The following is a 26,014-nucleotide window of genomic DNA, read 5'->3' as shown; positions in this document are numbered from 1 at the left end:
GGCCGTCCACACCATCAACCACCGCTCTTTGTTTGTCGAAGGCTGGGGCCCCATCAGGCTCCAGCCTTTTGCATTTGTGGTAATGGGTCCTGGCTCCCGTGCGCAATTGCGCACTAGGCCAGGACGACCCGTGAGTATGTGGCGTCTCCCATTCCCCCGCTGCTATAACGCCCCCAACGCCGCGCGGCCGTTGCGCGAAAGCGGCGATCTGGGAGCAGCACCTTGTCCATCACCGATCCGGATGCACCGAAGACCGCCTTTGTGTTTGCCGGCGGCGGCAGCTTTGGCGCGATCCAGGTCGGCATGCTGCAGGCGCTGGCCGCGCATGGCGTGGTCGCCGACATGGTGGTCGGCTCCAGCGTCGGCGCACTGAACGGCGCGTTCTATGCCGGCGACCCGACGGTCCCGGGCGTCGCACGGCTGGCCGAGATCTGGCGCGGCCTCAACCGGCAGGACGTGTTTCCGGTGACGTGGCGGACGCTGGTGAGCTTCCTGTGGCGGCGCGACTTCCTGATCCCGCATGACGGCGTCCGCAAGCTGATCGACGACTACATCCCGTTCCGCAATCTCGAGGACGCGCGGATCCCGATCCACATCGTCACCACAGACATCATCAGCGGCGACAGCGTGGTGCTGTCGGAAGGTTCGACCGCCGAGGCGATCGTCGCGTCGACCGCGATCCCCGGCGCGTTCACGCCGGTGCATTACCGCGATCGTTTCCTGGCCGATGGCGCGATCTCCAGCAACACGCCGGTCCGCGTCGCGGTCAGGCACGGTGCCAAACGCCTGATCGTGCTGCCGACCGGGCATGCCTGCGCCAACCAGGCGCCGCCGGTCGGCGCGCTCGCCAATGCGCTGCACGCGCTGACGCTCCTGATCGCGCGGCAACTCGTCAACGAGCTCGAGAACATCGGGCCCGATGTCGAGTACTTCGTGGTGCCGCCGCTCTGCCCGCTGGTCGGCTCGCCCTACGATTTCTCGCGGACTGCCGATCACATTACCCGGGCACTCGACACCACCAACGCCTGGCTCGACGGCGACGGCCTGAAGCCGGGTCACATCCCGCACGAATTGCAGCCGCACGAGCACTAGGCGAACGGTGCTCTCTCCTCATCTCCTCTGCAAGCGCACTCACATGCGCGGGTGATGACACCGCGTAGTGCGACGCCTCGAATCGAGAACCATCTCCATTGTCGTCCCTGCGAAAGCAGCGACCCATACGCTGCGGCGGATCTTGTTGAAGGGACTCGTCGTTCCAGCGTGGCCCAACAATTGGCATTTGTGGTCATGGGTCCCTGCTCCCGTGCGCAAGTGCGCACTAGGCAGGGACGACAGGTTGGAGGAGCCGCAGACTCACATCACGATTTCGGAATAGTGGAATTGTGCCGGTGAGTTGCCCGACGTGTCAAGTCGCTGTGTCGAGCGCCGGCCGCAGCCGGCTCCTTTGCATGGTGTTGTTTTCGATATTTTGGTAGTGCGCCCGCGACGGCAGGTTATCGCATCCGATCCGCAGCCCCTTCGTTGCACTGCAAAAGCCGATCTCGTTTCAATTTGACCGGTATCCGCACCCGCCCATTCGGGTGGTTGTCACATCTGTGACTGCTCGGCCGTATAACCGTAGTGCACTTGTTCCGCGAGTTGGATTAGGCTCGCGGCCGACAGGTCATTTGGGCAGACCGGAGGAATTTCATGGATACAGTGCTGCTTCCGTTCTCGCCACGTTTCATCGTGCTGACGATCTGCGCCGTCGTCACCGTGCTCCTGCTGCTGGTTGGAATTTTCGATCACAAGGTCTTCAAGATCGTCCTGATCCCGCTGGTCATCTTCGGCGCGCTGACATTGCTCGGCATCCGCGACCTCACCCAGAAGAACCACGCGGTGCTGCGCAACTACCCGATCTCGGCGCATGTCCGCTTCCTGCTCGAGGAAATCCGCCCGGAGATGCGGCAATATTTCTTCGAGAGCGAGAAGGACGGCATGCCGTTCTCCCGCGACACCCGCGCGGTGGTTTACCAGCGTGCCAAGATGGTGCTCGACAAGCGGCCGTTCGGCACCCAGGAGGACGTCTATCGCGAGGGCTATGAGTGGATGCACCACTCGGTGGCGCCGAAGCCGAGGGCCGACCAGAAATTCCGCATCACCGTCGGCGGCCCGGACTGCACCAAGCCGTATTCGGCCTCGGTCTTCAACATCTCGGCGATGAGCTTTGGCGCGCTGAGCCCGAACGCGGTGCGGGCGCTCAATGCCGGCGCCAAGAAGGGCGGCTTCGCCCACGACACCGGTGAGGGCGGCGTCAGCCCCTATCATCGCGAGATGGGCGGCGACATCATCTGGGAGATCGGCTCCGGCTATTTCGGCTGCCGCAACCGCGACGGCACCTTCAATCCGGATCTCTTCGCAAGCGTCGCGGGCGACGACCAGATCAAGATGGTCGAGCTCAAGATCAGCCAGGGTGCCAAGCCCGGCCATGGCGGCGTGCTGCCGGCGGCGAAGGTTTCCGAGGAGATTTCCAAGATCCGGGGCGTACCGATGGGCGAGGACTGCATCTCGCCGGCCTATCACAAGGCGTTCTCGACGCCGCTGCAGATGATGGAATTCGTCGCCCGGATGCGCCAGCTGTCCGGCGGCAAGCCGGCCGGCTTCAAGATGTGCATCGGCCATCCCTGGGAATTCCTGGCGATCTGCAAGGCGATGCACGAGAGCGGCCTCTATCCCGACTTCATCGTGGTCGACGGCAATGAAGGCGGCACCGGCGCCGCGCCGCTCGAGTTCATGGACCATCTCGGCATGCCGATGCGCGAGGGCGTCAATTTCGTCCACAACGCGCTGATCGGCATCGGCGCGCGCGATCGCATCAAGATCGGTGCCTCCGGCAAGATCGCGACCGCGTTCGACATGGCGCGCGCGATGGCGATCGGGGCCGACTGGTGCAATTCGGCGCGCGGCTTCATGTTCGCGCTCGGCTGCATTCAGTCCCTGAGCTGCCACACCGATCGCTGCCCGACCGGCGTCACCTCGCAGGACCCGATCCGCAACCGCGCGCTCTATGTGCCCGACAAGATTGACCGCGTGTACAACTACCACCACTCGACCCTGCACGCGCTGACCGAGCTGCTCGCCGCCGCCGGCCTCGAGCACACCAAGGAGCTGCGCCCGATCCACTTCTCGCAGCGGAGTTCGACCACCGAAGTCTCTTCCTTCGCCGAGCTCTATCCGACGCTGCGCCCCGGCGAACTGCTCGAAGGCACCCAGGACCGCCGCTTCCGCGACGCCTGGGCGATGGCGCGCGCGGATTCATTCCAGCCGGCGGGGTAGTGGCGGCAAATCCGTAGCCCGGATGAATCGCAGCGCAATCCGGGACCACTCTCTGCGGATCGACCGATCCCGGATTACGCTCCGCTCCATCCGGGCTACGCTCATTACGTAGCAGCGGACGCGCCGAACCATTTGGTCAGCGCCTCGCTCAGGCCGGCCAGCGTTCGCTCGCCAACCCACGCCACGTAGCCATCAGGCCGAACCAGCACCGCGGTCGGGGCCGAAACCGTTCCGTGCACGGGAAGCTCCCATGCGCCGCGATTCGCGGCATCGACGAGCTGAACCCGGTCGGTCCATCCCGCGATGGCGATGCCGCCGGGCTCGCCGAAATTCAGCAGCACCGGCCGCGCGTGGTGCAGCAGCGCGAAGACATGCATCGGGCCGTTGGCCGTGGCCAGATCGAGATCGGGCATGCGGCGTCCGAGCAGCGGATGGCCGTCGCCAAGATCGTAGTGAAGATCGAGGCCGGACATCATCACGGCAAAGCATTTGCGCGGCTCGTCCATGCGCAGCAGGTCGGAGACGATCTCGCTCAACGCCCTGGTCCGCGGATCGGTGCGGTTGAGCGCGACATGCGCCATGGTGTTGCGCAGCACGCGGGCCGCCACCGGATGCCGTTCGGCTTCGTAGGTGTCGAGCAGGCTGTCCGGCGCGATCTGCTTGACCACCTGGGCCAGCTTCCAGCCCAGGTTCACCGCGTCCTGCACGCCGATATTGAGGCCCTGGCCGCCCATCGGTGGATGCACATGGGCGGCATCGCCGGCCAGCAGCACGCGCTGTTTGCGGTAGGTCACGGCCTGCCGGGTCATGTCGGTGAAGCGCGAGATCCAGACCGGACTGTGGATGCCGAAATCGGTGCCGTACGCGGCGACCAGTGCCTCGCTGACGTCGCGCAAGGTCGGCTCCCGGTCGGTGCCGAGTTGCCGCTCGGTCAGCACCAGCCGCACCCGCCCGCCATCTTCCGCCTTGCCGATCGCTGAGGTGCCGGTGTCGTGCTGGCGAAAGCCCCATTCCGGCTCGCCCGACATCTCGGCCTCGGCGATCAGCCAGCTCGTGGTCGGATCCCATCCGGCGAATTCGATGCCTGCCGCTTTGCGGACGAGGCTCCGGCCACCGTCGCAGCCGACGAGATACTGTGCCCGGAGCAATTGGCCATCCGACAGTTCGACGTCGACGCCGGCGTCGTCCTGCGTGAAGCCGGTCACGTCGCGCGCGCGGATAATCGGCACCGCCAGTTCGCCGACCCATTCACCGAGCAGGCGCTCGATATGGTTCTGCCGCAGCCCCAGCGTGAAATTGCGCCGGGTCGGAAAGTCGGTGATCTCAAGCGGAACCAGATGCGAGTGGAACAGCACCGCCGGATGGCGCGTTCCCAGCGCGACGAAGCGGTCGCCGATGCCGCGCTGATCGAGCACCTCGATGGTGCGCGCGTGCAGGCCGCCGGCCCGCGCGCCGATCAGGTCCTCCCCCGCGCGCCGCTCGACAATCGCAACATCTATTCCCGCCAGCGCCAACTCGCCCGCCAGCATCAGCCCGGTCGGACCTCCGCCGGCAATCACCACAGCATGTTTCCGCATCCCGCACTCCTCCGTTCGATTGGGCGCGCGTTCTACGGGATGACCCCGGGCTTGCGGCAAGCCCGGGGGGTCTACATATATCTGAGTGGGGAGAGGGCGTTTGCTGCCCGAACCAACCAACTCCGAGACATCGTTGAGAAGAACGGCGCGGCAAAGTTGCTGTCACCCCGGCTTTCGCCGGGACGACGTTGGGAGATGGCGCGTTCAGAACTCGCCGTGGATGCGGCCGGAGAAGATGTGCACCGGGCCGCGGTCGGCGTTGTAGGCGGGGTTGGTGATGAACTGATAGTCCGCGGTCAGCGTCAGGTTCTTGTTCACCTGATAGGCGTAGTAGGTCTCGAAGATCCGCTCCGGGCTGTAGTTCAGCGCGCCGTCGCCGATCAGCAGACCGAGGCCGCCGGCGGCAAGGTAGTCGCGATGCGCTGATGACAGCCCGTTGATCGCGCCGCCGATGCCGATCGTGTCGTTCGCCCGTCCCCACCTGCTGCCCTTGATCGACAGGCCGCCCGACACGCTGCGATCGACATCGGTGAACGACAGGATTTCGGTCCGGCCGTCGTTCCAGCTGAGGCGGCCGAACAGGCCGACATCCTTTGCGATCTGCTGCTCGCCGTTCAGATAGAAGCCGTATTTCAGATTGTCCTTGCGGATGCCGGCCATCACGTCGTTGATGTCAAGCCCCGGATTGGCGTCCTCGATCGCGAGCGCCTGGGCGTAGTTGCCGGTGTTGCCGCGGTTGCCGAACACGCCGACGCGCAGCTTGCCGGGCTGATCGAAGATCGAATAGCGGCCCTCGAACTCGACCACCGCGCCGCCGGTGTTGAACACCAGAACGTCGCTGTTCGGTGCGTTCGGCACCTGGAACAGGCCGGCGCGCACCGCCCAATCCTTGCGGTTGAGCTCGACCACGGCGCCGCGGGTGTAACCGGGCAGGTCGGCCGGGAAGTCGTAGGCGGCGGACGCCCACATCGCCCAGTTCATGAAATCGGCGCGCGGGTCCTTGGCGTAGGAATTGCCGTCGAAGAAATCGCCGACCGCAAAGCGCCCGACCACGAGCGTGAGGCGGTCGATATCGCGCTTGCCGGCGATCTGGTTCGGGCCGTCGGCGACGTCTTCCTGCTCGCCGCCGAAGCCGAAGGTCTGCTTGAAGTAGTAGCGCTGCGGCCGGATTTTCGGAAACGGAGCGCCGGCCTTCTGGGCTTCGCCGTTCGAGAAGCCGGCAAGGCCGAGCGTGCCGTTGAGGCCAAAGCCCTGCGCGGTTTCCGGGTTGAAGTAGAACTCGCCGCCTTCCCAGAGCCGCACGCCGAGAAACGCCGTCGTGGTCCAGGTCTGCTGCAACTGCCCCGCGCCGGGAAGGCTGTTGGTGCCGGCATAGGGCGAGCGGAAGGACGGATAGGTCTGCGGCAGCAGCGTCGTCTGGCCGTGCACGCTCCAGTCGCTCGATTCGGGCAGCGCGGTGCGCGTCGGCGTTGCCGACCATGGCGAGTCGCCAAGCTGATAGTTGAGGCCGAATTTCAGCAAATGGATGCGCGGGTCGATGCTGACGCCGGGCAGGCCGAAATCATTGAGGCCGAGCGTGCGGCGCGACAGGTCGACATAGTCGTATTCGACCTTGGCGGTCCAATTGCCGCTCACCGCGAATTCGGCGCCGGCGCCGACGGTCCAGCCGGTCTGGTACTGCCCGGGCTCCGAGATCACCTCGCCCGCGGCATCGTTGACCCGGACCTGGCTGTGGCCCCAGGCGAAGCCGCCGGTCACGTAAGGCATCCAGGTGCCGAAAGAGTAGCCGGCGCGGCCGCGCAGCGTGCCGACATAGTCGATCGACGAATTGAAGGGGCCGAGCACCCGCCGCGGCAGGTCGGTCGGGCCGGTGAAGGTCGCATCCGCCTCGATGCCGAGCACGAAGCGGTTGGCGAATTCCTTGTTGTATCCAACCTGGAAGCCGCCGATCCCGCCGGTGATGGTGGGCGGAAAGAACACGCCCTGTTCCAGGATCGGATTGGTGCCGGGACCCAGCGTGCCGTCGCCATAACCGACATGGGCGCCGACATAGAATCCGGTCCAGCTGTAGACCGCCCTGGCGGCGGGGGATTTGAGCGCCAGATCGGCCGCGGTCGCCGGCGCGCCGAAGGTTGCCGCACCGAGCGCTGCGCCGGCGGCGATCTGGACCCGGAAGAGGCGGACGCAGGTCATGACGCGGCTTTCCGCGAACGAGTGGCGGTTTCGCCCGGCATCACTGCAGATTTGCTGGCCGCTTGCCACCCGAGATTTGAAATCATCGCCCGCCGTCCCCGGTCCGATCTGTGTCGTCCCATCCAAAGCCAGATCAGCACCTAGCATCCCCTGTTGCTTATTGCAAATAATTCGCAATAGCAACTGAGGTGCGCCCAATACCGTTCCGATTTGCACGCCACCGTGACAGTCACGTAACAGCGCGAGGCGGCAGGCCACATCGGCGGCGATCGGCCGCGTGTCCGTGGCAAATCGGTCGCGACCCGACCGTTCAATCGATGCCCCCATTGTCCTCGTCCTTTGTGTTGAATGCCGGCTGCGATGCTCTGCCGAGCACGACCCGCGCGCCGGCCCGTTCGATACATCGCGCCATCGACAGCGCCGTCCGCAGTCCGGCGTTTGAGATTGTGCGTTTCCGGTGGAGCGCGGCCGCGCCGCGCAGGATGGCGCTCGCCAGCCTGAGCAGCACGAGCGCGCCCCATCGCCGTCCGCGACTGAGCGCGGTCACGCTCCCACCGTGGCGAGCTGCACGATCCGCAGCAGCACGAGGCCGGCGGCGACGACGAGATAGCCGCGCAGCACGATCATCCAGATCCGGCTCAGCGGGCTGAGCCGCGCCGGCGGCAGCCGGTCGAGCGGCGGCATCCGCCAGCTGTCGCGCTCGACATGAAAAGACTCTCGCGGCGGCTTGCGCTTGAAGCGGAACGACGCGTGACGGCGCGACGACATCTCGTAGAACTTGACGGCTGCCGTCACCAACAACGCGAGCAGGCTGCCGGCGACGAGGATGCCGATGATCCACGCCTCGCCGAGATCGGGGAACAGCACCGCGGCGGTCAGGATCACCGACAGCATCACCAGCCCCGCGACCACCGCGCCGGTGAACAGGTTGAGTTTGGTCGAATTGACCCAGGGCCCGAGGATGTGGCGATCGTTGCACAGCAGCAGCAGGAACACGGTCGCGCTCGGCAGCAGCACGCCGGCCAGCGTCTGCACCGCGTTGGTCAATAGTCCGAGCGGCGTGCCCGGCGTCAGCACCAGCGCCGCCGCGAGCACGATCAGGCCGCAATAGACGCTGTAGAAGCCCTTCGCGTCCCACGGCTTGCGGTGCAGCGAGTGCTTGACCGCGAACACGTCGCCGATCGCATAAGCGGTCGCGAGGGAGACTGCCGCAGCACCGATGATGCAGGCATCGAGCAGCGCAAGGGCGAACAGCACCGCCGGCAGCCGGCCGGCATATGTCTCGAGGCCCACAGCGGTCCCCAGCGCGTCGGTGTAATTGCCGAATTCGGGCTTTCCTGCGAACACTGCCGCGCAGAACGAGATCATCGCGACGGCGCCGACCACCACCAGCACGATGCCGATGCACAGATCCATCCGCTCATAGCGGATGAAACGCGGCGTGATCCGCTTGTCGACGATGTAGCTCTGCTGGAAGAACAATTGCCACGGCGCCACCGTGGTACCGACGATGGCGACGATCAGCAGCATCACCTCACTGAGCTTGGCGTCCTGCGGCATCTTCGGCACGAAGAAGTCCGCCGCGATCTGCCCGACCGGCGGATGCACCATCAGGATCACGGGTACCAGCAGCAGGCTGCCTGCGACCAACACGATTCCGAAGCGTTCGAAGCGGCGGAAGTCGCCGGTCGAGACCGCCAGCATCACGATAACAGCCGAGGCCAACACGCCCCAGAACTGCGAGACGCCGAGAAAGTGAAGTGCAAACGTGATGCCGATGAACTCGGTGACGATGGTCAGCGCGTTCAATACCAGGAGGTCGATGACGCTGAAGGCACCCCAGAACTTGCCGAAGCGCTCGAAAATCAGCCGCGCATGGCCAACCCCGGTGACGGCGCCGAGCCGCACCACCATCTCCTGGTTGACGTAGAGCACCGGGATCAGCAGCAGAAGCGTCCACAGCAGCGTGGTGCCGTAATTCTGTCCGGCCTGGGTGTAGGTGCCGAACGCGCCGGCGTCGTTGTCGCCGACCATCACGATCAGGCCGGGACCGACGATCGCCAGCAGCGTCTTCAGCCGGGCCAGCAAGGTCGCGCGCGGCGCGGTGTCGTCGCGCGCGATGCTGCCGAGCGCGCCGTGGATGTCGCCGGCATGCGCGCTGTCGAGAATGGCGGTTTGTGTGGTCTTGCTTTCGGTCATTTCGCGTCTCCTCGCCGCCTTTCGGCACGGCGGGAGGGACGCAGGCGTCGTCAGGCGCGCACGTCTCCGCTGCCGTGAGCAGCGGCATTTCCAGATCTGATGCAGCTCAATGATCCCGCTGCCGCGCCGCGATGGCGCGCAACGGGACGACTAGGTCCTTCGTCCATGTCGGCCTCCTAAACCAAGACGACTACTTCCGACCGAGCAGCGGGCGCCGCTTCACCTCGCCCCGCGTGCGGGGAGAGGTCGGATCGCATCGTCAGATGCGATCCGGGTGAGGGGGAGCTTCCGCGAACTCAGCTATTACCGTGTGCGCGGAGACGGCCCCTCACCCCAACCCTCTCCCCGCAAGAACGGGGAGAGGGAGCGGCCAGCACTGTCGTTATCAAGCCCGCCCTCACGGTCGGCCTAAGCGCACAGCCGTGGCTTCGCTGCGGCGCGTCGCTGCTGATCGAGATCACCGCCGCTGTCGTCGACGATCCAACGGCTTTCCAGGCGGCCGTCGATCAGGACCCAATGACAGGCCGGGGTTGGACGCCGGCGGCGGCCCGCCAGGCGGCGAAAGCCCGGCAGGTTGTCATTGCAATGAATGGCGGCCGGCGGCGGCATGCGCCGCGGCTCGACAACGCGCCGCGGGCTTGCTTGCCGGAATTTTGCGAGCTTTTCGAACATCGCTCACCTCCACTTCCGCTGGTCGCGGCAGGCCGGTGAGGAGCAGTGGTCAGCTTGGGCGCGACCACCCGTCCACGCAGGCGAGATCTGCGCGATCAGTCTTGCTGTGTTGCGGCGTCACCAGTCCCGGCATCGCCGGACTACTGTCGCCTGAGTTGCTACTGCCCATGTGCCTTCTGTGCTGGCTCGTGGATCGACTTGTCTCCGGGGCCAGAACCCCGGGGCGGAACGAACGTTCCCGCCATCGGGCACTACGCCCGCGACAATGGCCTGTCAAGTCGATTCGGCTATCCTCCGGGGAGGATCATAGCTATCCTCCCCGGAGGATAGGAGAGCCAGATGTCCGACGACCATCCGCACGCTGCGATCACCAGGCGCCTGAAGCGCGCCAACGGCCATCTCGACACCATCGTCGAGATGATCGAGCAGGGCCGGCCTTGTGCGCAGATCGCCCAGCAATTGCAGGCGGTGGAGAGCGCGATCGAGAGCGCCAAGAAGGCGCTGATCCACGATCACATCGGTCACAGCCTGGAGGAGACGCTGAAGGCATCAGGGCCGAAAGGGCGAGCCGTGCTGCGCGATTTCAGGCTGGTCGCGAAGTATCTGTGATCGCTGCGTTCAAGAATTGACCCGCCCGGGGGGATCGCCGGACGGGTCGGTTGCGACACGGGGTGGATGAGGACCCGTGCCGAACGCAGGATCCGCAACCTTAGGAATTGCGTCGATCAGTAGGAGCAGCTGCGCACGCGGCCGATGTAATTGCCGTAGGCGTCGAACTGGCGCACCCAGCCGCAGCGCCGATAGCCACCGCCGTAGTAATAGCCGTCGCTGGCCGCGATTGCGCTGCCGACAACGGCGGCGCCGACGAGACCTGCGCCAACGCCCCAGCCCCAGCCATAGGGCTTCGCTTCAGCCTGCGACGTCGTGGACGCGATGGTGCCGGTCACGGCGAGCGCGGTGAGGGCGAGGGCGGCGAACTTGGTCTTGATCGACATGGAATACTCCATCCTGTGTGGGCGGCGCCGGTGTGGTCCGCATGCCCGTTGGACGGAGGCTGTCCGGTTCCGGTTCGAAGATCGGGGCGGAAATATGGTTTCGCGAATTGTTTCGTCGCGCTTGTCAGGACGAAGCAATCGCGGTCATTTGCCGCGAAATACGCCGGGATCGAACCTGTCGACATCGGCGAGCAGCACGCAGAACGCGCGCGCGCCGTGCTCGATCAGCTTCTCGCCCTTCTCGGCCGAGGCCTTGGTCGCATCGCCGATCGCGCCGCTCGGATTGAGGTCCTGCGCCTGCCAGGCGAACGGCGCCGGCCGCTGCGTCGACAGAAAGCGATGATCCTTCTCGATCCGCACGCTGGCCGGCTTGAAGTCCGCGATCGCATCCTTGCGCACGGCGTGCGGATATTTCGCCAGCATGATCGAGGTCTCGACCGCGCCGCCATGGATGCCGTGGCGTAATTCGCCGGCGTCGAACAGCCCGTCGGGCGCGCCGAAGCGCGACCAGCTCGTGGTCACCACCAGCATCTGATGGTGCGTGCGCAGATCCTGCGCCACCAGCTGCATCGCGGCGGAATTGCCGCCATGGCTGGTCACGATCACGAGCTTCCTGACGCCTGCGCGCGCCACGCTCTCGCCGAGTGCCATCCAGCTCTTCAGCGCCACGTTGGTCGGCAAGGTCAAGGTACCCGGAAAATCGATGTGCTCGGTTGAGATGCCGACCGGCTGCAACGGCAGGAACGTGGCGGGAGTGGTCGCGGGCAGCAACTCTCGCACCCGCGAAAGATAGGCCTCGCCGATCATGACGTCGGTTCCGAGCGGCAGATGCGGCCCGTGCTGCTCGGTCGCGGCCAGTGGCAGCACCGCGATCCAGCGCGCGGCCGTATCCCTGGCGATATCGGGCCAGTGGATGGCGGTCCAGTCGCGGGGCGGAAGCTGAGAAGTCATCAAGCCGGTCGTTTCAATACAAGCGTTTCACGGGATGGATTTGCAGGCTAGTTTGTTTAACATCATAACGGGTTCGCGTCTCCGGGCGCGGTCCACGTCTTCCCGCCTTCCATCATGGGCCATAATGATCGACGGAGTCCAACCATGATCCCGGCCTTTTTGCTGCGAGCGTTAACCACAAGCCTTCTGACCGCCGCGTTTTGCGTCGCCGCGGCGCTTGCCCCGGCGCGGGCGCAGACCCTCGACAAAGTCTCGTTCGGCACCAATTGGGTCGCCGAGGGCGAGCATGGCGGTTTCTTCCAGGCGCTCGCCGACGGCACCTACAAGAAATACGGCCTCGACGTCACCATCGTGCCGGGCGGTCCCAACGAGAACAACCGGATGCTGCTGATCGCGGGCAAGCTCGACTTCTTCATGAGCGCGAACTCGCTGCAGACCTTCGACGCCGTCACCAACAACGTGCCGCTGGTCGCTGTCGCCGCCATGTTCCAGAAGGACCCCCAGGTCTTCCTGACCCATCCCGAGGTCAAGGTCGCAAAGATCGAGGATCTGAAGCCGCTCACGCTTTTGATTTCGAAGGAGGGCATCACCAGCTACTTCCAGTGGCTGAAGTCCGAATACGGTTTCGACGAGAACAAGGTGAAGCCCTACACCTTCAACCCGCAGCCCTTCATCGTGAACAAGCAGACCGCGATGCAGGGCTACGTCACCTCGGAGCCCTTCGCGGTCGAGAAAGCCGCCGGCTTCAAGCCGAACGTGCTGCTGCTCGCCGATTACGGCTTCAACTCCTACTCGACGCTGATTGAGACCCGCCGCGACCTGGTCGACAAGAAGCCTGACCTCGTGCAGCGCTTCGTCGATGCCTCGATCGTCGGCTGGTACCATTACGTCTACGGTGACAACTCGGCCGGCAATGCGATGATCAAGAAGCTCAATCCCGACATGAACGACGAGCTGCTCTCCTATTGCGTCGCCAAGATGCGCGAGCACGGCATCGTCGATTCCGGCGATTCCATCAAGAACGGCATCGGCGCCATGACCGATGAGCGGATGGCGAGCTTCTTCGACAAGATGGTGCGCGCCGGCGTGGTCAAGAGCGCTATCGACTATCGCCAGGGCTACACGCTGCGCTTCGTCAACAAGGCGGTCGGCGCCGAGCTCCGGCCGAAGAACTGACGGGTGCGGACGGGCGATGGCGGAGCCTGCGTTGTCTGGATCTGATGCAGCGTCGGCTGTGCGCCTGCGCGGCGTCAGCAAGACCTATGACAGCGGCGTGAGGGCACTCGGGCCGCTCGACCTCGACGTGAGGCGCGGCGAGTTCGTCTCGCTACTCGGGCCCTCCGGTTGCGGCAAGTCCACCGCGCTGCGGCTCATTGCAGGTCTCGCCACGCCAAGCGCCGGCACGGTCGAGGTCTCGCATCATGGCGCGGAGCAGCGCGGCAGCCACCGCATCGGCTTCGTATTTCAGGAGCCGACCCTGATGCCGTGGGCTACCGTGCGCGACAATGTCCGCCTGCCGCTGAAGCTTGCCCGGCTGCCTGCGACCGACGCCGATGCGCGCATCGATGCGGCGCTGGATCAGGTCGGGCTTGTGGAGTTCGCCGACGCCTATCCGCGCGAACTGTCCGGCGGCATGAAGATGCGGGTGTCGCTGGCGCGCGCGCTGGTCACCGATCCGGATGTCCTCTTGATGGACGAGCCGTTCGCGGCGCTCGACGAGATCACGCGGTTTCGCCTCAACAACGACCTGCTGTCGCTGTGGCGCACCCTGCACAAGACCGTCATCTTCGTGACGCACTCCGTGTTCGAGTCGGTCTATCTTTCCGAGCGCGTGATCGTGATGACCGCGCGCCCGGGCCGGATCGGCGCGGAGTTTCGCATCACCTCGCCGGAACCGCGCGGCGAGGAGTTCCGCACCTCGGCCGAATACGCCGCGTTCTGCCGCGAGGTCTCCAGCGCGCTGGCGCCATCGTATGCAGGGCAGGCGGGCGCATGAAATCTCCGCAGGACCTCGTCCGTTTTCTGCTGCCGCTTGCGGTGTTCGCCGCTGGCGTCCTGCTCTGGGAAGCCATCGTCCGCGGCTATGGCATCCAACCTTACGTGCTGCCGAGCCCGCTGTTGGTGCTGAAGACGCTGGTTGCGGACTGGCCCATCCTGTCGCAATCGCTCGGCGTCACGCTCCTGACCACGCTCGAAGGCTTCGTTGCCGCAGCAATCGGCGGCATCGTGCTGGCGCTATTGTTCAACCAGTCGAAATGGCTGGAGTATTCGCTGTTTCCCTATGCGGTGGTGCTGCAGGTTACGCCCGTCATCGCGATAGCGCCGCTGCTCCTGATCTATCTGCAGCAGCAGACCGCGGTGATCGTCTGCGCCTGGATCGTGGCGTTCTTTCCGGTGCTGTCGAACACGACGCTCGGCCTCAATTCGGTGGATCGCAACCTCGCCGGATTGTTTCAACTTTATGGCGCCTCACAGCTGCAGACGCTGCTGTTCCTGAAGCTGCCCGCGGCGCTGCCCTATATCCTCGGCGGTCTGCGCATCGCCGGCGGGCTGTCGCTGATCGGCGCCGTGGTCGCGGAGATCGCGGCGGGCAGCGCCGGCGCCGGCTCGGGCCTCGCCTTCCGGATCGCTGAATCAGGCTACCGGCTGAATATTCCCCGCATGTTCGCGGCACTTCTGCTGCTATCGCTGGCCGGGATTGTCATTTATGGGTTGCTGGCGCTAGTTTCGCATTTGTTGCTGCGGCGTTGGCATGAAAGCGCGTTAGGAAAGGACAGTTGATGGCCCCGATTTCTTCCGAAAAGATCGATCTGTTGATCTATGGACCGATCCGGCCAATCCTCGAAAACGGCTTTCCCGATCAATACGCGCTGCACCGTGCCGAGAGCCGCGGCGACCTCGAGCGGCTGACGCCCGATACGCTGGCGAAGATCCGCGGCATCGCCGTCACCTATCACACGATGGCGACCGACAAGACCGCGCTGGCGATGTTTCCGAAGCTCGAGATCGTCGGCAGCTTCGGCGTCGGCTACGACCACGTCGATTCCGCCTATGCGCGCGATCACAATATCGTGGTCACCAATACGCCCGACGTGCTGACCGAGGAGGTCGCCGATGTCGCGATGGGCCTGTTGATCGCGACGTTGCGCGAATTCGTCAAGGCCGACCGCTACGTGCGCTCCGGGCTGTGGCAGACCCAGAACTATCCGCTCAGCGTCGGCTCGCTGCGCGACCGCAAGATCGGCATCGTCGGCATGGGCCGGATCGGCCAGGCGATCGGACGCCGTCTTGAAGCCTCGCGGGTGCCGGTGTCCTATCACTCGCGCAATCCGTCCAAGGACGTCTCCTACAAGCACTATCCCGATCTGATCGAGATGGCGAAGGCGGTCGACACCTTGATCGTCATCGTGCCGGGCGGCGCCTCGACGGCGAAGATGATCAATGCCGACGTCTTGAAGGCGCTCGGTCCCCGCGGCGTGCTGATCAATGTCGCGCGCGGCTCGGTGGTTGACGAGCCGGCGCTGGTCGCGGCGCTGAAGTCCGGCACCATCCTGGCCGCCGGTCTCGACGTGTTCGCGGCCGAACCGAACGTGCCCGACGAATTGAAGGCGATGCAGAACGTCGTGCTGCTGCCGCATATCGGCTCGGCCTCGGTGGTGACGCGCAACGCGATGGACCAGCTCGTGGTCGACAATATCAAGAACTGGTTCGCCGGCAAGCCGCCGCTGACGCCGGTTGCCGAAACGCCGGTCAAGGATCGCTGATGTCGTTGTCCCACTTCAACGCCGTGCTGTGTCTGCTGCTGGCCGCGTGCGGTCCGGCAGCGGCGCAGGACGTCACGACGTTGAAGAAGGACATGATCGGGCAGTGGGAGCTCGCCACCACCGAGCGCAGCAAGACCTGCGTCGTGACGCTGAAGGGCGATACGGCGCCGCAAGGCTTCAAGCTCGAGCTCGAGCCCGCCTGCGCCGCCGCGCTGCCCTTCACCAAGGACATCACCGGCTGGAGCATCAAGGGCCTCGGCGACATCGTGCGGCTGCACAATGCCGCCGGCGAGACCGTGATCGATTTCACCGAGGTCGAGACCGGCATCTTCGAAGGCATGCGCACGAACGAGGGCGTCTACATCCTGCAAAACCTTGCCGCGGCGCGCTCGCTCGCCAAATCGATGGACCAGATGATCGGCGACTGGTCGATGGTCTGCGGCAACGGCCAGGCGATCTGCACGCTGGTGCTGACCAACACCGACGCCGGCAACGACAATTTCCAGGTGTTCCTGAAAGGCAAATGCGATCCCGCGGTCGCGGCCTTCAACCCGACCATGTGGCGGCTCGATCACGGCCAGATGATCCTGATGTCGGCCAAGGGCGAGACCTGGCAGTTCGAGGCCGACGACAATGCTCAGTGGCGCCGCGTCCCCGACAGCGCCGACCCGCTGATCATGCTGCGGGAGCAGTAGATCGGGTGCTGGCTTCGTAGCCCGCATGAGCGCAAGCGATATGCGGGATTTCGCCGGTGCATTCCCCGGGTATCGCTTCGCTCACCCGGGCTACGGGATTGCCACAAGCTCCGTGTCGTCCGTGCTTTCGCAGGGACGACGATGGGGCCGGTACGATCTGCTTCTGCCCGAAAAAAATTCCCTTTCCCATGTCGATTCACCTCCTCCCGGATCGTCGTTCCCGATAGCGAGCCGGTCTTGCGGCGATCATCGCCGCGTCTCGCCCAACAGGAGTTTTCCGATGCGCTTCATGTATATCGTCACCTCCGCGCAGCCCCCGGGCCCGCCGACGCCCGCTCTGATGGAGGCGATGGGCAGGCTTGCCGAGCGGGAAATCAAGGCGGGCCGCATGATCGACACCGGCGGGCTGTTGCCGGTAGCGATGGGCGCCCAGGTCCGCATCTCCGACGGCAAGCTCAACGTCGTCGACGGGCCCTTCGTCGAGACCAAGGAGATGATCGGCGGCTACGCGATCTTCGAGCTCCGCAACAGGGAAGAGGCGGTCGCCGCCGCCGTCGAGTTCATGCAGCTGCACAAGGAGCATATGCCGGGTTGGGAGGGAACCTGTGAGGTTCGCCCCTTCGCCACCCCGGGCGGCGACGGCGGTTGTCAGGTCGATGTGTCCGCCTGCGCCTGATGCGCCGCGCGAACAGGGCGTTCGCAAGCGAATTGGACGCCGGTTCGCGTGAAGACAACGCGTCAAGCCGAGAATCCAGGTCGGCGGCGATGACGGCCGCCGACATCCAGGCCACGATCCTTGCGGTGTGGCGCATCGAGCAGCCGCGGCTGATCACCAGCCTGTCGCGGATGCTGCGCGACGTGCCGCTCGCCGAGGACCTGACCCAGGAAGCGCTGGTCGCCGCGCTCGAGCATTGGCCGGCCGATGGCGTGCCGGAAAAGCCCGGTGCCTGGCTGATGGCGACGGCCAAACGCCGCGCGCTCGACCATCTGCGCCGCAATCGCATGCTGGCCGAGAAGCACGGCGTGATCGCGCACGACCTGGCGCGGGAGCAGGAGACCATGCCCGACTTCGATGCCGCGCTCGACGACGATATCGGTGACGAATTGCTGCGGCTGATCTTCACCGCCTGCCATCCGCGCCTGTCGCGGGAGGCGCGCGCCGCGCTGGCGCTTCGGATGATCTGCGGCCTCACCACCGAGGAGATCGCGCGCGCTTTCCTGCAGGCGGAGGCGACCATCGCCCAGCGCATCGTGCGCGCCAAGCGCACATTGTCGGAGTCGGGCCTTGCCTACGAGACGCCGCGCGGCGAGGAGCTGTCCGAGCGGCTCGCCTCCGTGCTCGAGGTCGTCTACCTCATCTTCAACGAGGGCTATACCGCGGCAAGCGGCGACGAATGGCTGCGGCCGCAGCTCTGCAACGAGGCGCTGCGCATGGGCCGCGTGCTGACCTCGATCGCACCATCGGAGCCGGAGGCGCACGGCCTGCTGGCGCTGATGGAGTTCAACGCCTCGCGGATGGCGGCGCGCACCGATGCGTCCGGTGAGCCGATCCTGCTGATGGACCAGAACCGTGCGCGGTGGGATCGCCTGCAGATCCGCCGCGGGCAGCTCGCGCTGGCGCGCGCCCGCGAGCTCGGCGGCGCCGGCGGCTTCTATGTGCTGCAGGCCGCGATCGCCGCCTGCCACGCCGAAGCCGGAACACCGGACGCGACCGACTGGCGCCGCATCGCCGCGCTGTACGGCGATCTCGCCGCGCTCTTGGATTCACCCGTGATCGAGCTCAACCGCGCAGTTGCGATCGGCATGGCCGAGGGGCCGCTGGCCGCACTCGCGATCGTCGACGGCCTCACCGATGAGCCGGCGCTGAAATCCTATCATCTGCTGCCGAGCGTGCGCGGCGATCTGCTGAATAAGCTGAGCCGTTTCGCGGAGGCGCATGCCGCGTTCGAGGCCGCCGCCGCATTAGCCGGCAATTCGCGCGAGCGCGAGTTCCTCAAGCGGCGCGCCGCAATCGCTGCGCGTGCCGCGCAGGATCATGGCTGCCGCTGACGGCTCGGCGATTTCGACGGAGCGAAACCATGTAGCCCGCATGAGCGAAGCGAGATGCGGGTCTTTGCGACGAGCAACCCCGGGTGTCGCTTCGCTCACCCGGGCTACAAGGTAGCTTCGGGTCGTCGTGTCCGTGATTTCGACTCAAATCTGCGGCATGCTCGGACAAAATTCTTTTGAACCGGGAACTGCCACCATGACGAAGCCATCCGTGCTGGCGATCGGCCTCGACCCTACCTTCGTCGATCTGTCCGTCATGCCGCAGTTCACGCCCGAACTGGTACGCAGCTATCTCGACGCGCAGATCGACGGCCTGCGGACGCTCGGCTACGACGTCGAGAGCTGCCTGATCGACCTCGGCGATACGGCGGAAGCCGTGACGGCGGCGGCCCTCAACGCGCGCCGCTACGACTGCGTCGTGATCGGTGCCGGGCTGCGCGAGCCGCCGGAGCGGCTCTTGCTGTTCGAGACGATCCTCAATCTGGTGCACCGGCTCGCCCCCGATGCCGCCATCTGCTTCAACACCAGGCCGGCCGACACCGCCGCTGCCGTGCAACGCTGGGTCAAGCCTTAGGACGCCAGATGAGCGTCGCCTTGAGCCGGCGAATCGGGCTCGGCGCGCTGCCCGCCGCCCAAGGCGGACACTCGGGCCGGCCCGATGCCGGCATTGGCCGGAGGCTCGCCGCGAAGGCCCGGCGGTTGTTGCCGGCGGCAACCTATGACACCATCCAGAGTCCGATTTGCTTTAGACTTTGGAAGCCTATGCCGCGCCGCAAATTTGCCTGGGAAAAGCTGACGGACGAGCAGTTGCTCGCGCAACCGCTCAATCGTCTGAGGGTTGCCGTCGAGGGCACCTGGCTCGCCGATTGTGTGAATACGCTCTATGAGGAGCTCGAGGAGCGCGGCATCCGGTTGCGGCCGCACACATGGATCTCGAGCGAATGGTTCAGCCCGGCAGATGTGCCCGGCATCGCGATCCCGTTCTACCTCGCCCATCCCCGCCTGATGAAGCTCGAGAAGAAGATGATGCTCGACGTCGAGGGCGCCTCGTGGTCCGAGTGCATGGCCATTCTCCGCCACGAGGCGGGGCACGCCGTGCAGCACGGCTACCAGCTGCAGCGCCGCCGGCGCTGGCAGCAGCTGTTCGGCCCGTCGTCGCAGCACTACCCGCGCTACTACCGGCCCAATCCGGCCAGCCGCAATTATGTCCAGCATCTTCGGCTCTGGTACGCGCAGAGCCATCCGGATGAGGACTTCGCCGAGACCTTCGCGGTGTGGCTGCGGCCGCGCTCGAACTGGCGGACGCGCTATGCCGGCTGGCCCGCGCTGAAGAAGCTCGAATATGTCGACGAGCTGATGGGCGAGATCGCCGGCAAGCGGCCGCTGCTCCCGACGCGCGAGCGGGTCGATCCGCTGCATACGCTCAAGCAAACGCTCGCCGAGCACTACAGGAAGAAGCAGGCATTCTACGCTTTCACGCCGCCGAAGACCTATGACCGCGATCTCTCCAAGCTGTTCTCCGCCGATCCGCGGCATTATCGGCGTCCGCCGGCCGCAGCCTTCATCAGGCGGCACCGCGCCCAGATCAGGCAGCTGGTGGCGCGCTGGACGGGCGAGAACCAGTTGACGCTCGATGCCGTGCTCGATGATATGATCTCGCGCTGCCGCGAGCTCAATCTGCGTGCCGTCGGCCCCGAGCAGAAGCTCGTGACAAACTTCACCATTCTGCTGACCGCCAAGACTATGCACGCGCTGTTCGGCCCGTCGCGCCGGAAATGGATCGCGCTATGAAACAGCTTCGCATTCTGGTGCTGATGCACCCGGACTGTGTGCCGCCCGACTCCAGCGATGGATACAGCGCGCGGGAGATCAACGAGTGGAAGACGGAATACGACGTCGTCAGCACCCTGCGCGCGGCCGGCCATGAGGTACGTCCGCTTGGCGTGCAGGAGGAAATCAAGCCGGTGCGCGACGAGATCGAGGGCTTCAAGCCGCACGTCGTGTTCACGCTGCTGGAGGAGTTTCACTACGACGTCGTGTACGACCAGCACATCGCGAGCTATCTCGAGTTGATGAAGATCGCCTATACCGGATGCAACCCGCGCGGCCTGATCCTGGCGCGCGGCAAGGATCTGTCCAAGACGCTGGTGCACCACCGCCGGATTCCGGTGCCGGCCTTCGCGGTGTTTCCGATGCGCCGCAAGGTCAAGCGGCCGCCGCGTCTCGAGCTGCCGCTGATCGTCAAGAGCCTGAGCAGCGATGGATCGCTCGGTATCTCGCAGGCGTCGATCGTCGATACCGACGAGAAGCTCGCCGAGCGCGTCGCCTTCATCCATGAGCGGATCGGAACGGCCGCGATCGCCGAGCAATTCATCGAGGGACGCGAGCTCTATGTCGGCGTGCTCGGCAACAACCGGCTGCGGGTGCTGCCGGTGTGGGAATTGAAATTCGGCAGCATGGGCGGCCCTGCCGCGCGCCAGATCGCCACCGAAAAGGTCAAGCACGATACCAGCTATCAGGAGCGCGTCGGGATTGTCGATGGCCCGGCCGAGGATCTCACGCCGGAACTATCCGCCCATATCCAACGGCTGGCGAAGCGCATCTACCGGACGCTGGGGCTCGATGGCTATGCGCGCATCGACTTCCGCCTGTCCACCAATGGCGTTCCGTATTTCATCGAAGCCAATCCCAACCCCGAAATCGCCAAGAGCCAGGAGTTCGCGACGGCCGCCGGGCATGACGGGCTGGACTATCCGGATCTTCTGCAGCGCATCGTGACGCTCGGAATAAGCCGCGCCAAGGCCGGCGCATCGCTGGGCTGACCCGAGGCCGCTAGATCATGATGCGTTTCCACAGAATCGCATCATGATCTCATCTCCTTGTTTGAGCATGATCTTTTCGGAAAACCGGTTTCCACTTTTCCGGATCATGCTCTAAAGGCTGCGCTGCATCGGATGGCGTCGCGCATCCTTGGGGATGAACATCGCAAACGTTTCCCTAACGCGCGCGGCCGGCGTCACGGTGCCGGCGGTCGCGGAAACAGGGGCTGCCGTCGGATGAAACGCGTCCGGTTCCGGCCAGCGCCGTGCAAGGATTCCGTTTCCCGAAACCGGCATGGCGAGCCCATCGCTGCGGCAACTGTCGTAGACGTACAAACCGGCAAGAAAAATCGATACGACAACAAGGATCGTCCTGAAAATCGGCATTGTGCTTGCGCCTTCTTGATTGAGGCGAACAATGCCCGGTGACGGTGAACCGCGCGTTTAGCGCTGCGGCCGATCAGCCGATACGGTTCCCAACTCATGAATGGGCTTGCGTAAACGGCCCGCTTACCAATGCCTTCAAGGTTGCGGCAACCAGCTTTCCTCACCGGCGGGAAAGAAGTCTCTGGCATTGAAAGACCAACAACAAGACTGAGGAGGCACCATGTTCGTCGCCATTCGAGTCATGATCCTGATCGCCAGTGCATACGCCGGCTCGGCCGTTGCAGAGATGCAGTTTGCGCCGCTGCCGAGCCTTGCGGCGTCGTCCGCGCCGTAGCGCCGGCAAGCGAGGCGGCGCACCTTACGCCGGACTGGGCGCCACCTCGCCGACCCCGATAGCGCGAGCCGCGTTTTCCGTCATCCTCGTCGCCGTCAAGCGCAGGAAATACAGCGACAGTCCCGGGTTGCGTTCGCACAGCTTCCTCAGTGCGCTGTCGCTGATCCAGAGCAGATCTACATCGGTCGCGGCTTGAGCGGTTTGCGTGCGGCGGCGCTCGAGCGAAAACAGCCCGATCTCGCCGAACAGTTCACCCGCCGATACCCCGCGATCGATCTCGGGAAACCTGACCTCGCCGGACACGACCATGTACAGCAGGTCGGCGTCGTCGCCCTTCCGGAAGATCGTTTCTCCCGCCTTGAGATGCTTCGGCTGCATGAACGGCTGCAGCCAGTTCGGAGAAAGGTCCGTCGCTGCAGCACGCTTCGCTTTCCGAAGCAGCCGAACCATCTGGAACAGCAACACCACGTTCAGCGGCAGCAGAATGATATGCAGGATAAGCACCGGGTAGATCCGGTCGCCCAATCCATAGCTGATGAATGCCAGATTGCTGAATATCGCGACAGCGCGCAGGCTCAACATCGTACTCATGCAGAACGTCAGCAACACAAGCGCCGACGCCAGATAACCCAAACCATCGATCAACGTCATGACAACGCCCACTGGGAAATGAAAATTGCAAGCAAACCGATCTGAAAACGACCGGCAACATACACCAGTGCGCTCAGTTTCCTGAGCGGAAATATCGCCGGCCCACGCTTGCGGCGGTGCACGCGTCGTGACGCGGCCTCAGCTCGACGAACGCGCGCGCGAGGCGACGTGAATGGCGCGGGTCTTGCCGGATTTCGTTTTGGCGGCGACGACGGTCGGGCGCGCCTTGCCGAGCCGGGCCGCGCCCGGCGAGCTCTTTCTGAGCAGCAGCGCGAGCCGCTTGCGCGCGCGGCCGGCGACCGACCTTGCCGCCTCTCGCGCGGCCTCGGCCTTGCGGATGATCGTCGTCACCGCGGACGCCGGCGACGCCGCGACGAAGGCGACATCCTTCGCCTTCGAGAGGCCGCCTATGCCTTCGCACGGCGCTTCGCCCGGCAAGTCGATGCGGATGGCGAGCGTCTCGGCATGCTCGACCCAGTCCTCCGCCTTGGTGCCGGTGATGATCCGGACATAGTCGCGGGTCTCGCGCGGCAGCTCGCTCTGCCGGGCGAGCCATTTCTGGACGCGGCCGCTGCCGGCATTGTAGGCGGCCGCCGCCAGGCCGAGATTGCCGAAATCGTCGCGCAGCTTGCGCAGCAGTCTTGCGGATGCCGGCAACGCCTGCAGCGGATCGAAGGGATCGTCGAGCCCGACTTCGGCCGCCGTCTCCGGCATGAACTGCGCAACGCCCTGCGCACCGGCATGGCTGATCTCGTTCGAGCGAAAGCGGCTCTCCTGCCAGATCAGCCGCGCAAAGAACGCAACGGGGATTTCGCTCGCCTGCGCCGCGTCCTTCAGGCTGTGGCAGAATTTGTCGATCGCGGACGGCTGCGGCTCGGCCGCGGCATCGCTCGGCTGCGCCGCAGGCGCGGGCGTCTTGTCCGCGCCCGTCGCAGCGGGCGCCTCGCCGGCATCAGCACTTTCGATAAAGCGCGCGGCAAACGGAACGGCGTCGGATGTCGCGTCGCGCGAGAATGTCGGGGCTTGGGTTGAGCCATTGATCGAACCTGGCGAACGATCGAAATCGAGCATCAAGACAAGAAACGCGGCAAGCGCCGCGATGACAAATCGCATTTGCTTCCAGAGACCTGAATTGTGATGTGGGTTGCGCGCAAATGCACCTCGGATCACGACTTTTTAGCGGGTCGATTGCGGCGAAGCCGCGAAATCGGCCGTTCCGCCGCGGAACTTGGCCGCTATTCGCATTGGAACTTCGACGCTTTCCGTAGCTTTACGGAAAGTAGCCACGTTGGGATACACGATGTTCCGACCGTTTTCCGTTGCACGCTTTGCCATCGCACTTTTGCTCGTGTCGGCCCCGCCAGCGGTGGCCGCCGGTCTTGATGCGGCCGCGATCAACGACGTGGCGGCGCCGCCCGCAAAGTTGCCGGACCGTGGTCAGCTCAACGCCTTCGTTGCCAGGCTCGAGATCCTGCTCGACCGTGCGCATTTTTCTCCCGGCGAGATCGACGGCAAGCTGGGCGACAACGCGCAGAAGGCGCTCCGGGCGTTTGCCGACGCGAATGGATTGTCCTTCGACAAGGCGGTGACGCCAGAGCTCTGGAGCGGGCTCACAGCCGCCAGCGAGGGGCCTGCGATCGTCAGCTACACGATCGTCGACGCCGACGTGAAGGGGCCGTTCGCGAAGAGGATCCCCGCGAAGATGGAGAGCATGAAGAGCTTGCCGGCGCTGGGCTACACCAGTCCACGCGAAGCGCTCGCCGAAAAATTCCACATGAGCGAGGCGCTGCTTCAGGCGCTCAATCCGGGACAGACGTTCGACAAGGCCGGCGAGACCATTGCGGTTGCGAACGTCGCCGATGCCGGAAAACCGCCGCAAGTCGCGCGCGTCGAGGTCGACAAGACGCGGCAGGCGCTCAGCACGTTCGATGCAGCAGGCAAGCTGCTCGGCTTCTATCCTGCGACGGTCGGCAGCGCGGAGAAGCCGACGCCGAGCGGAACGCTGAAGGTGACAGCGATCAACAAGAACCCGACCTATCGCTACAATCCGGAATACGCGTTCAAGGGCGTCAGATCGAAGACGCCGTTCACGATCAGGCCCGGTCCGAACAACCCGGTCGGTGTGGTCTGGATCAACCTCTCGGGCGAAGGCTATGGCATTCACGGCACGCCCGATCCCGGCAAGGTCTCCAAGGCGGAGTCCCACGGCTGCGTCCGGCTCACCAACTGGGACGCGCAGCGCGTCGCGGCCGGTGTCGCGAAGGGCACGCCGGTTGCGTTCATCGATAGCGCGACAAGCTCAGCAACGGCGACGCGCTGACCTTGACGCAACATCGTTCACAGATCAGCAACCGACAGAAATGTTGGCGCGCTCGGCCGCGGGCCGGACGCCCGCGCGCTCGGGAGATGATGCGCAGCCGGCGAGCGAAGCGGCTCCGCTTTCCAAGCCTAGCGCAGGATTCGCTGGTATGCCAATGTCGTTTCGTGCCAAACCCGCAGGAGGTCAGCATGCGAACGATCATAACGAACATAGTGGGAGCACTCTGCGCCATCGCGATGGTTGCGAGCGCACACGCAGCGGTCAAGGAAGAGCCAGTCACCTATAGCGATGGCGAGACCACGATGAAGGGCTTCGTCGTCTATGACGACGCGACCCAGGCCAAGCGGCCCGGCATCGTCATGGTGCACGAATGGTGGGGCATCACCCCGCATATCCACAACGAGGCGCGGAAGTTCGCGGAGCAGGGCTACGTGGCCTTCATCGCAGATATGTACGGCGACGCCAAGACTGCCGACAACCCGAAGGATGCCGGCGCGCTCTCGGGCTCGGTGATGAAGAACCCGAAGGTGATGGAGCAGCGCTTCAATGCCGCGCGCGAGCAACTCGCCAAGCAGGCCTCGGTCAATCCGCAGCGGATCGGCGCCGTCGGTTACTGCTTCGGCGGCGCGGTGGTGCTGAACATGGCGCGCACCGGCGCCGATCTTGCCGCCGTCGCGGGCTTCCACGCATCGCTCGGTCTTAACACCCCCGCACCGGCGCCGGGCACCGTCAAGGCGAAAATCCTGATCCTGAACGGCGCGGACGACCCGTTCGTGAAGCGCGAGCAGTATGATGCGCTGAAGAAGGATTTCGACGCCGCGAAGGCCGATTACCGCATCGTCGAGTATCCCGGCGCGGTTCACGCGTTCACCAACCCCGAAGCCACCGAGCTCGGCAAGAAGTTCAACCTGCCGCTCAGATACGACGCCAAGGCGGATCAGGAATCCAAGGCCGAAGCCGCAAAGCTGTTTGCCGCCAACCTCAAAAAATGAGCAAAAGGGCCACCCAAAACGGTGGCCCTTTTCATTCGTGGCTGCTTTGGCCGCGGAAGTGGCAGGGCCGCGGCCTCGCTGGCGCGGCCGCGCCTTGAAGC

General features: G+C 65.0%; 25 protein-coding genes. 15 read left to right on the top strand and 10 right to left on the bottom strand.

The features are described from left to right. Positions 1–222 precede the first annotated feature (222 nt). Together J2R78_RS14205 and J2R78_RS14200 are read left to right on the top strand one after the other, a co-directional pair. Positions 223–1,092, top strand: a complete 870-nt coding sequence (locus J2R78_RS14205; protein ID WP_253605064.1) for a patatin-like phospholipase family protein — start codon at positions 223–225, stop codon at positions 1,090–1,092. Positions 1,093–1,689: 597 nt separating this feature from the next. After that, the gene (locus J2R78_RS14200) at positions 1,690–3,315 is read left to right on the top strand and encodes an FMN-binding glutamate synthase family protein (protein ID WP_253605062.1); all 1,626 of its coding nucleotides are present in this window, start codon (positions 1,690–1,692) and stop codon (positions 3,313–3,315) included. A gap of 104 nt (positions 3,316–3,419) precedes the next feature. Here J2R78_RS14200 and J2R78_RS14195 read toward each other — a convergent pair whose 3' ends face one another. The 5 genes from J2R78_RS14195 to J2R78_RS14175 form a co-directional block, all read right to left on the bottom strand. Continuing rightward, positions 3,420–4,892, bottom strand: coding sequence for an FAD-dependent monooxygenase (locus tag J2R78_RS14195; RefSeq protein WP_253605060.1), 1,473 nt, complete (start codon positions 4,890–4,892; stop codon positions 3,420–3,422). A 204-nt stretch (positions 4,893–5,096) separates the two neighbouring features. Beyond that, the gene (locus J2R78_RS14190; protein WP_253605059.1) at positions 5,097–7,085 is read right to left on the bottom strand and encodes a carbohydrate porin; all 1,989 of its coding nucleotides are present in this window, start codon (positions 7,083–7,085) and stop codon (positions 5,097–5,099) included. Positions 7,086–7,395: 310 nt separating this feature from the next. Beyond that, positions 7,396–7,632, bottom strand: a complete 237-nt coding sequence (locus tag J2R78_RS14185; RefSeq protein WP_253605058.1) for a hypothetical protein — start codon at positions 7,630–7,632, stop codon at positions 7,396–7,398. Next, entirely contained in the window at positions 7,629–9,284 is a 1,656-nt protein-coding gene (locus J2R78_RS14180) for an Nramp family divalent metal transporter (RefSeq protein ID WP_253605057.1), read from the bottom strand. The genes J2R78_RS14185 and J2R78_RS14180 overlap by 4 nt, the downstream gene beginning before the upstream one ends. Positions 9,285–9,692: 408 nt before the next feature. Then, positions 9,693–9,956 carry a hypothetical protein gene (locus J2R78_RS14175; protein ID WP_253605056.1) on the bottom strand — a complete coding sequence of 88 codons (264 nt, stop codon included), beginning with the start codon at positions 9,954–9,956 and terminating at the stop codon, positions 9,693–9,695. A gap of 339 nt (positions 9,957–10,295) precedes the next feature. Here J2R78_RS14175 and J2R78_RS14170 point away from each other — a divergent pair, with 339 nt between their 5' ends. Then, on the top strand, positions 10,296–10,565 hold the full coding sequence (locus J2R78_RS14170; RefSeq protein WP_253605054.1) for a metal-sensing transcriptional repressor: 270 nt from the start codon (positions 10,296–10,298) through the stop codon (positions 10,563–10,565). Between the two features lie 116 nt (positions 10,566–10,681). Here the strand turns inward: J2R78_RS14170 and J2R78_RS14165 are convergent, their stop codons facing one another. Together J2R78_RS14165 and J2R78_RS14160 are read right to left on the bottom strand one after the other, a co-directional pair. Next, entirely contained in the window at positions 10,682–10,951 is a 270-nt protein-coding gene (locus J2R78_RS14165; RefSeq protein ID WP_057020179.1) for a hypothetical protein, read from the bottom strand. A gap of 144 nt (positions 10,952–11,095) precedes the next feature. Further along, positions 11,096–11,902: a creatininase family protein gene (locus J2R78_RS14160; RefSeq protein WP_253605047.1), complete on the bottom strand. Its 807-nt coding sequence runs from the start codon at positions 11,900–11,902 to the stop codon at positions 11,096–11,098. Positions 11,903–12,046: 144 nt separating this feature from the next. On the opposite strand from J2R78_RS14160, the gene J2R78_RS14155 reads away from it, so the two are divergent. The 10 genes from J2R78_RS14155 (at position 12,047) to J2R78_RS14110 (ending at position 21,232) form a co-directional block, all read left to right on the top strand. After that, on the top strand, positions 12,047–13,078 hold the full coding sequence (locus J2R78_RS14155) for an ABC transporter substrate-binding protein (RefSeq protein ID WP_253605039.1): 1,032 nt from the start codon (positions 12,047–12,049) through the stop codon (positions 13,076–13,078). Positions 13,079–13,094: 16 nt separating this feature from the next. Further along, positions 13,095–13,898 (top strand): ABC transporter ATP-binding protein, encoded by an 804-nt coding sequence (locus J2R78_RS14150; RefSeq protein WP_375166708.1) that lies wholly within the window; start codon positions 13,095–13,097, stop codon positions 13,896–13,898. Continuing rightward, positions 13,895–14,683: an ABC transporter permease gene (locus J2R78_RS14145; RefSeq protein WP_253605035.1), complete on the top strand. Its 789-nt coding sequence runs from the start codon at positions 13,895–13,897 to the stop codon at positions 14,681–14,683. The genes J2R78_RS14150 and J2R78_RS14145 overlap by 4 nt, the downstream gene beginning before the upstream one ends. Beyond that, positions 14,683–15,666 (top strand): 2-hydroxyacid dehydrogenase, encoded by a 984-nt coding sequence (locus J2R78_RS14140; RefSeq protein WP_253605033.1) that lies wholly within the window; start codon positions 14,683–14,685, stop codon positions 15,664–15,666. Before J2R78_RS14145 ends, J2R78_RS14140 begins: the two co-directional genes overlap by 1 nt. Next, positions 15,666–16,361, top strand: a complete 696-nt coding sequence (locus J2R78_RS14135) for an AprI/Inh family metalloprotease inhibitor (RefSeq protein WP_253605031.1) — start codon at positions 15,666–15,668, stop codon at positions 16,359–16,361. Before J2R78_RS14140 ends, J2R78_RS14135 begins: the two co-directional genes overlap by 1 nt. Before the next feature lie 289 nt (positions 16,362–16,650). Beyond that, positions 16,651–17,037: a YciI family protein gene (locus tag J2R78_RS14130; protein WP_253605029.1), complete on the top strand. Its 387-nt coding sequence runs from the start codon at positions 16,651–16,653 to the stop codon at positions 17,035–17,037. An 89-nt stretch (positions 17,038–17,126) separates the two neighbouring features. Then, a complete protein-coding gene (locus J2R78_RS14125) occupies positions 17,127–18,410 on the top strand; it encodes an RNA polymerase sigma factor (protein WP_057020111.1) in 1,284 nt (427 codons plus the stop codon). Positions 18,411–18,606: 196 nt separating this feature from the next. Further along, the gene (locus J2R78_RS14120; RefSeq protein WP_253605022.1) at positions 18,607–18,984 is read left to right on the top strand and encodes a hypothetical protein; all 378 of its coding nucleotides are present in this window, start codon (positions 18,607–18,609) and stop codon (positions 18,982–18,984) included. A gap of 8 nt (positions 18,985–18,992) precedes the next feature. After that, positions 18,993–20,201, top strand: a complete 1,209-nt coding sequence (locus J2R78_RS14115; protein WP_253605020.1) for a putative zinc-binding metallopeptidase — start codon at positions 18,993–18,995, stop codon at positions 20,199–20,201. Next, positions 20,198–21,232, top strand: coding sequence for an ATP-grasp domain-containing protein (locus tag J2R78_RS14110; RefSeq protein ID WP_050382451.1), 1,035 nt, complete (start codon positions 20,198–20,200; stop codon positions 21,230–21,232). Before J2R78_RS14115 ends, J2R78_RS14110 begins: the two co-directional genes overlap by 4 nt. A gap of 111 nt (positions 21,233–21,343) precedes the next feature. Here J2R78_RS14110 and J2R78_RS14105 read toward each other — a convergent pair whose 3' ends face one another. The 3 genes from J2R78_RS14105 to J2R78_RS14095 all read right to left on the bottom strand — a co-directional run bounded on the left by J2R78_RS14105 (position 21,344) and on the right by J2R78_RS14095 (position 23,714). After that, positions 21,344–21,616 carry a hypothetical protein gene (locus J2R78_RS14105; RefSeq protein WP_253605018.1) on the bottom strand — a complete coding sequence of 91 codons (273 nt, stop codon included), beginning with the start codon at positions 21,614–21,616 and terminating at the stop codon, positions 21,344–21,346. Between the two features lie 358 nt (positions 21,617–21,974). Next, positions 21,975–22,601 carry a Crp/Fnr family transcriptional regulator gene (locus tag J2R78_RS14100; protein ID WP_076832668.1) on the bottom strand — a complete coding sequence of 209 codons (627 nt, stop codon included), beginning with the start codon at positions 22,599–22,601 and terminating at the stop codon, positions 21,975–21,977. A 138-nt stretch (positions 22,602–22,739) separates the two neighbouring features. Next, the gene (locus tag J2R78_RS14095) at positions 22,740–23,714 is read right to left on the bottom strand and encodes a lytic transglycosylase domain-containing protein (protein ID WP_253605015.1); all 975 of its coding nucleotides are present in this window, start codon (positions 23,712–23,714) and stop codon (positions 22,740–22,742) included. Positions 23,715–23,901: 187 nt separating this feature from the next. Here J2R78_RS14095 and J2R78_RS14090 point away from each other — a divergent pair, with 187 nt between their 5' ends. After that, positions 23,902–24,921: a L,D-transpeptidase family protein gene (locus J2R78_RS14090; RefSeq protein ID WP_253605014.1), complete on the top strand. Its 1,020-nt coding sequence runs from the start codon at positions 23,902–23,904 to the stop codon at positions 24,919–24,921. A 188-nt stretch (positions 24,922–25,109) separates the two neighbouring features. Further along, on the top strand, positions 25,110–25,913 hold the full coding sequence (locus J2R78_RS14085; RefSeq protein ID WP_253605013.1) for a dienelactone hydrolase family protein: 804 nt from the start codon (positions 25,110–25,112) through the stop codon (positions 25,911–25,913). The last annotated feature ends 101 nt before the right edge of the window (positions 25,914–26,014 follow it).

It is taken from the genome of Bradyrhizobium sp. USDA 4538, assembly GCF_024171045.1.
Lineage (GTDB): Bacteria > Pseudomonadota > Alphaproteobacteria > Rhizobiales > Xanthobacteraceae > Bradyrhizobium > Bradyrhizobium australafricanum.
This window is presented reverse-complemented; position numbering and strand designations above follow the sequence as displayed.